This is a genomic window from Levilactobacillus angrenensis, assembly GCF_003946085.1.
In the GTDB taxonomy this organism is placed as follows: domain Bacteria; phylum Bacillota; class Bacilli; order Lactobacillales; family Lactobacillaceae; genus Levilactobacillus; species Levilactobacillus angrenensis.
The window spans coordinates 1-1,054 of sequence record NZ_RHOB01000061.1 but is presented as its reverse complement, the minus strand read 5'-3'; the positions used below and the strand labels follow the sequence as shown (position 1 = coordinate 1,054).

1 protein-coding gene is annotated in these 1,054 nt (G+C 42.9%); it reads left to right on the top strand.

Annotation, left to right across the window (positions count from 1 at the left end; all coding sequences use genetic code 11):
- Positions 1-100: 100 nt before the first annotated feature.
- Positions 101-1,024 (top strand): IS30 family transposase, encoded by a 924-nt coding sequence (locus EKM83_RS13215; RefSeq protein WP_024748245.1) that lies wholly within the window; start codon positions 101-103, stop codon positions 1,022-1,024.
- The last annotated feature ends 30 nt before the right edge of the window (positions 1,025-1,054 follow it).

The window sequence follows — 1,054 nt, the reverse complement described above, 5'->3', positions numbered from 1 at the left end:
GGCAGATTGTAAAATTTAAATTGAACATTTAAGTGGACAGAAAAACCCATCAAGGTCTTTAATGGTGTTACCACACAATCCATTAGAAAGAAGGACCTTGATGAGCACCACTATTTTATCATTCCAGAACCGTGTTGTCATTGAAACGCTTCATAATGAAGGACGTTCCTTGCGATACATCGCTAACTACTTAGACTTTAGTAAGACCACCATCTTTAACGAACTTCACCGACTAAATGGTGAGTACCAGGCTGAGCTAGCGCAAACTGACTTTGAACGAAAGGTTAGTCAACGGGGGCGAAAGTCTTCGCTTACTAAAAACCTTAAACACTTGATTGAGGAAAAGATTCAAGTCCAGAAGTGGTCCCCTGAACAAGTTGCCCATGTGGTGGGGATTGCCTACAAGACGGTCTATAACTGGATTGATCAAGGATGGCTTGATGTACAGCTACCCGATTTGCCTGATCATGGAATTCGTCGTCATCGTGCTAAAGAAAAGCGTGGTACGTTCAGTCACGGCCGCTCAATTGAGAAGCGTCCTCATAAAGTCGAAACTCGCCAGGAATTCGGCCACTTTGAAGCTGATACCGTACTTTCTGGTAAACGTAAAGGTCAAGCTGTGGCTACTTTTGTGGAGCGTAAAAGTCGCCTGACAATTGTTAAACGGCTCCATGGTCGCGACAGTCAGTTCATGACTCAAGCCGTACTTGAACTAGCTAGTCAACTTCAAGACAAGCTCAAGACGCTTACTGTGGATCATGGTAAAGAGTTCGCTAACTACCAGACAATTGAACAGCTAACAGGTACTCAGGTTTATTTTGCCCATGCTTATTCACCACATGAACGCGGTAGTAATGAGAACCGTAACCGAGTTTTGCGACGGTTTATTCCCAAGGGACAAGCCATTGAAGAACTAAGTGATTACCAACTGGTTCAAATCAATTGGTATCTGAATTCACGGCCACTTAAATGTCTTAATTGGCATACACCAATCGAGATCTTCTTGCTTAATTTACGTCATTAAATTCGTTCAAGTTATTTCTTGCAATCTGCC

Bases quoted from the DNA above. Each gene is read 5' to 3' on its own strand.
- EKM83_RS13215 (WP_024748245.1), top strand. From the start codon at position 101: ATGAGCACCACTATTTTATCATTCCAGAACCGTGTTGTCATTGAAACG.